The sequence below is a fragment of the Roseateles sp. genome (genome assembly GCF_036486225.1).
Lineage (GTDB): Bacteria > Pseudomonadota > Gammaproteobacteria > Burkholderiales > Burkholderiaceae_C > Roseateles.
Genome location: NZ_DASVNZ010000368.1, coordinates 1 through 4,995, shown reverse-complemented (window position 1 = coordinate 4,995; position 4,995 = coordinate 1). Strand labels below are relative to the sequence as shown.

Genomic DNA, 4,995 nt, shown 5'->3' with positions numbered 1-4,995 from the left:
CGCGCCCCACGCGTGGCCGCTGGGCAGCGCGGCGGGGCGCAGCGACCAGGCCGGCAAGGCGAGCAGCAGCGCGGCGGCGAACTGGCTGCCGGTGGCCACGGCCAGCGGGCTGGCCCCGGTCAGGTAACGCTTGGTCGCGCTGGCGGCGATGCCGTAACTCAGCGCGGCGATCAGGCAGGCGACGATCGCGAAGCCGCTGCCGCCGGGCTTGAACGAGGCCTTGTCCCAGGCCAGCAGCACGACGCCGGCGAAACCCAGCGCCAGGCCCAGCAGGCGCGACCCGTCCAGGCGTTGTCCGAACCAGGCCCAGGCGACCAGCGCGCCCCACATCGGCGTGGTGGCGTTGAGGATGCTCGACAGGCCGGCGTTGATCGACAGCGCCGCGAAACTGAACAGCGCGAAGGGGAAGGCGCTGTTGAGCAGCCCGACCAGCAGCAGGCCCTTCCAGTGGGTGCGCAGGTCGCCGAGGCCCTCGCGCAGGCCCAGCAGCGGAATCAGGAACAAGGAGGCGCCGGCCACGCGCACGGCGGCCGTCGCCACGGCGCCGAACTCCGGCGCGGCGACCCGCATGAACAGGAACGAGGCGCCCCAGATGGCGGCCAGGACGAGCAGTTCGATCAGATCGCTACGCTTCACGCGGTCACCCTTGGTTTGTTGTCCCGGCGCGGGGCCGGCTTGTGGGAAGGCGAGGCGCGAAGCGTAGTCGGAAGGCCGCCCTCGATTGTCAGTAGGGCTTCCTTGCGGTGCAGGCCGCCCGCATAACCGGTCAGGCTGCCGTCGGCGCCGAGGACGCGGTGGCACGGGATCAATACCGAGACCGGGTTGCGGCCCACCGCCGCTGCGACCGCGCGCACGGCCTCGGGCCTGCCCAGGCGGGCGGCGAGCTGGCCGTAGGTGACGGTCTCGCCCGACGGGATGCCGAGCAGCGCCTGCCAGACGGCCTGCTGGAACGCCGTGCCCGTCGGGGACATGGGCGGCAAGGTCGCCGCGCGGCCGGCGAAGTAGTCCTTCATCGACGCGACCGTGTCGCGCAACAGCGCGTCGTCATCGTCCCGCGGGGCGGCGAGGACGCCGGGGTGGTACTTCTGGCCCTCGAACCACAGACCCGACAAGCCCTCGGCATTGCGGGCGATCAGCAGGCGGCCGAGCGGGGTGTCGGTCTCGGTCCAGGCGGTGTGGCGGTCTTGCTTCATCTTGTCTCTCCTGGTTGACGGGAGGCCCTCCGACTCCGGTGGGCCAAGCGCGGGCTCTCCACGAGGCAGGGGGCATCCCGTCCGGGAACCCCCAGCCTCATTCCGGCCCCACAGTCCTCGGTTGACCTCGGGTGGTCCTGGCAGCGGCGGACTTCGTCGCGGCGTCCCGCCACAGTTGCAACACGGCGTAGCTGCGGTAAGGCGCGAAATGCTCGGCGGCGGCGATCAGTTCGCGCGGACGGAGCGGTTGGCCAGCGCGCGCCTCGAGGCATTGCTTCAGGACCACGTCGCCCGGCAGGTAGGCGTCGGGCCAGCTCCAGCCGCGCATCAGCATGTAGTGCGCCGTCCAGGGGCCGAGGCCGGGCAGGGCGGCGAGTTCCGCGATCGCGTCCTCCACCGTGCCGCGCCCCTGGGCGAAAGCGAGCGTCGGCCATTGGCGGGCGAGGTGGATCAACGCCTCGGCGCGGCGTCCGGGCATGCCGATCGGCGCGATGTCGTCGACCGTCGCGGCGGCCAGCGTGGCCGGCGTCGGGAACACGTGGGTGACGCCGGGTGGCGCGCCGGCGGCATCGGGCAGCGGCTCTCCGAACCTGGCGATCAGGCGCGTGGCCAGCGTGCGCGCCGCTGCGACCGTGATCTGCTGGCCGAGCACCGCGCGGATCGCGAGCTCGAAGCGGTCCAGCGATCCCGGCAGGCGCAGGCCCGTGGCGGCGGGGCCGAGCGTCTCTCCGAGTGCCGCCGCGATGGCCTGCGGGTCGGCGTCGAGGTCCAGCCAGCGGCGTAGGCGCGGCATCAGCGGCGCGATCACGGGCCACAGCGACGGGCTCAGCGACAGGCGCACACGCGGCCGCTCGTCGCCGTCGGCGGGCAGCCGCACGGACAGCCAGCCCAGCACATCCGGCTGACCGGGGCGCACGAAGCGCACGCTGCGCGAGAGTGAGAGGCGCTCGACATCGACCTGCTCGACGCCAGGCACCGCGCGGGCCGCGAGGAAGTTCAGCAGCGCCGAGCTCAGCAACGGCGGGCGCAGGTCCAGGCGCAGCTCGGCGGTCTCGAAGGCGGCACCGGGCGCATTGCCGTGTGCGTTGGCGGGCGCCTTGCCGGGCGTCTTGCCGGACATGCCGGTGTCCGCGTCCGTGCCGCCCTTGCGCAGCGCCGACGGGCTCAGCCGGTAGTGCTCCTGGAAGGCGGCGTTGAAGCGGCGCAGGCTGGAGAAGCCGGCGGCCAGCGCGACTTCGCCGATCGGCAGGCGCGTGTCGGTCAGCAGCTGCTTGGCCAGCAGCAGCCGGCGGGTCTGCAGGTACTGCAGCGGGGCCACGCCGTGCACGGCGGTGAAGACGCGCCGCACGTGGCGCTCGCTGACGCCCAGGTGGGCGGCGAGCGCGGGCAGCGAGGCGTCTTCCGGCGCGCATTCGTCGAGCCGTCGGGCGGCTTCGCGGGCCAGCACCTCGGCGGCGTCCATCGTGCTCCACGGGCGTGCGGCGGGCGCCAGTTCGGGGCGGCATTTCAGGCAGGGGCGGAAGCGTGCGGCCTCGGCCAGCGTCGCGCTGGGGAAGAAGCGGCAGTTCTCGCGCCGTGGTGGCCGTACCCGGCAGATCGGACGGCAATAGACGCCGGTCGAGGTCACGCCGACGAACCATTGACCGTCGAAGCGGGCGTCGCGCGCCAGCAGGGCGGGATAGCAGTGCTCGGGGTCGAGGAGGAAGTCCATGGGAAGGATCATAGGAGCCGGGGTCCGGCGGTTCTCGCCGTTTTCGGACATCTCCCTCCGACCATCGGGGCTCACCACGAGACGTATGGAGGGAACCGGCCAGGGGCCCCTTTTCGGAAGTATTAGGAAGGAATTTGGAGGCCGGGGCGGCCGACAAAGGAGGGACATGGAGAAAAGGGGCCCCTGGCCGGTTCCCGAGCGCCCGGTCTCTGACCGGTCCCGGTCCCGGTCCCGGTCCCTGGCCCGGGAATTGCCCTCTGTGGGACCTCCGTGCACCGGGTTACACGGAGGCCTCATAGGCGCTGCCTACAATGCGCCCCAGTTTCGAATCACCACCAATTCCTGCAAGGAAGCACATGCAAGTTCACGCCTCCATCTTCAAGGCTTACGACATCCGCGGCGTCGTGGGCACGACGCTGGACGAGACGCTGGCCGAGCACCTCGGCAAGTCCTTCGGCACCGAGGCGGTCAACGCCGGTGAAAAGGCGGTCGCCGTCGGTCGCGACGGTCGTCTTTCGGGCCCGTCGCTGGTGGACGCGCTGATCCGCGGTCTGAAGTCGACGGGGCTGGACGTCGTCGACATCGGCGCTGTCACGACGCCGATGCTGTACTACGTCGCTGCGACGCGCGGCAAGCATGGCTGCAACTCCGGCATCATGGTCACGGGCAGCCACAACCCGAAGGACTACAACGGCTTCAAGATGGTCCTGAAGGGTGCCGCCGTCTACGGCGAGCAGATCCAGGGCCTGAAGCGCCGCATCGAGGCCGAGGACTACGTCACCGGCGACGGCCGCGTCGCCAAGATGGACGTCATCGCCGAGTACACCCACCGCATCGTCACGGACGCCAAGCTGGCGCGTCCGATGAAGATCGTGGTCGACAGCGGCAACGGCATCCCGGGCGCGACCGCTCCGGCGATCTTGCGCGCACTCGGCTGCGAGGTGGTGGACATCTTCTCCAAGGTGGACGGCGACTTCCCGAACCACCATCCGGACCCGTCGCGTCCCGAGAACCTCGAGGACCTCAAGCGCATCGTGCACGCCACCGACGCCGAGCTGGGCCTGGCCTTCGACGGCGACGGCGACCGCCTGGGCATCGTCACCAAGGACGGCACGATGATCATGCCGGACCGCCAGATCATGCTGATCGCCGCGGACATCCTGACGCGCCTGCCGGGCTCGGAGATCATCTTCGACGTCAAGTGCACGCAACGCCTGGCCCCGTGGATCGAGGAACACGGCGGCAAGCCGCTGATGTGGATGACGGGCCATTCGCTGGCCAAGGCCAAGCTGAAGGAAACCGGCGCGCCGCTGGCCGGCGAGCTGTCGGGCCACATCTTCTTCGCCGAGCGCTGGTACGGCTTCGACGACGCGATGTACACCGCCGCGCGCGTGCTGGAGATCCTGTCGCGCAGCGACGATCCCAGCAAGGTCCTGCACGACCTGCCCAACAGCGTCAACACGCCGGAACTGAACGTCCCCTGCAAGGAAGGCGAGCACCACGAGGTCGTCGCCAAGCTCAAGGAGATCGCCGAGTTCCCGAACGCCAAGGACATCATCACGATCGACGGCATCCGCGTGGAATACGACGACGGCTTCGGCCTGGTGCGTGCATCCAACACGACGCCGGTGCTGGTGCTGCGCTTCGAAGGCCACACCCAGGAAGCGCTGGAGCGCATCCAGAAGGAAGTGCTGGCCCAGCTCAAGCGCGTGAAGCCGGACATCACCTTCACGTCCGGCCACTGATCGTCCGTTGCATCGTCCCTTGCCCGCCGATTCGTTCAAGGAGCGCCTGGCGCGCGGCGTTTTCAGCATGGTGCTGAGGCTCGCCTCGCCGGCGTACTTCCTGCGCCTGTTCCTGCGCGGACGCCAGGAGCCGCTGTACGCGGTGCATCCGGGTGAGCGTTTCGGCTTCGGCGAGGCGATCGCCCCGGGCGCGATCTGGGTGCATGCGGTGTCGCTCGGCGAGACGCGGGCGGCGGCGGCGCTGATCGAGCGCCTGCGCCAGGAGCGGCCCGGCATGCGGCTGCTGCTCACGCACACGACGGCAACCGGCCGGGAGGCCGGCCGCGCGCTGCTGCGCGAGGGCGAC

The 4,995-nt window shown here is 70.7% G+C and carries 5 protein-coding genes; 2 read left to right on the top strand and 3 right to left on the bottom strand.

Annotated features, from left to right (window positions below; all coding sequences use genetic code 11):
• The 3 genes from VF536_RS24080 to VF536_RS24070 all read right to left on the bottom strand — a co-directional run.
• Positions 1-636 (bottom strand): DMT family transporter (locus VF536_RS24080; RefSeq protein WP_331617456.1); only part of this gene is annotated, 636 nt, incomplete at its 3' end.
• On the bottom strand, positions 633-1,193 hold the full coding sequence (locus VF536_RS24075; RefSeq protein ID WP_331617455.1) for a methylated-DNA--[protein]-cysteine S-methyltransferase: 561 nt from the start codon (positions 1,191-1,193) through the stop codon (positions 633-635). The genes VF536_RS24080 and VF536_RS24075, both read right to left, overlap by 4 nt.
• Before the next feature lie 97 nt (positions 1,194-1,290).
• Entirely contained in the window at positions 1,291-2,904 is a 1,614-nt protein-coding gene (locus tag VF536_RS24070) for a DNA-3-methyladenine glycosylase 2 family protein (protein ID WP_331617454.1), read from the bottom strand.
• A 356-nt stretch (positions 2,905-3,260) separates the two neighbouring features.
• Here VF536_RS24070 and VF536_RS24065 point away from each other — a divergent pair, with 356 nt between their 5' ends.
• Entirely contained in the window at positions 3,261-4,649 is a 1,389-nt protein-coding gene (locus VF536_RS24065; RefSeq protein WP_331617453.1) for a phosphomannomutase/phosphoglucomutase, read from the top strand.
• 7 nt (positions 4,650-4,656) lie between these two features.
• Positions 4,657-4,995 (top strand): 3-deoxy-D-manno-octulosonic acid transferase (locus VF536_RS24060; RefSeq protein ID WP_331617452.1); only part of this gene is annotated, 339 nt, incomplete at its 3' end.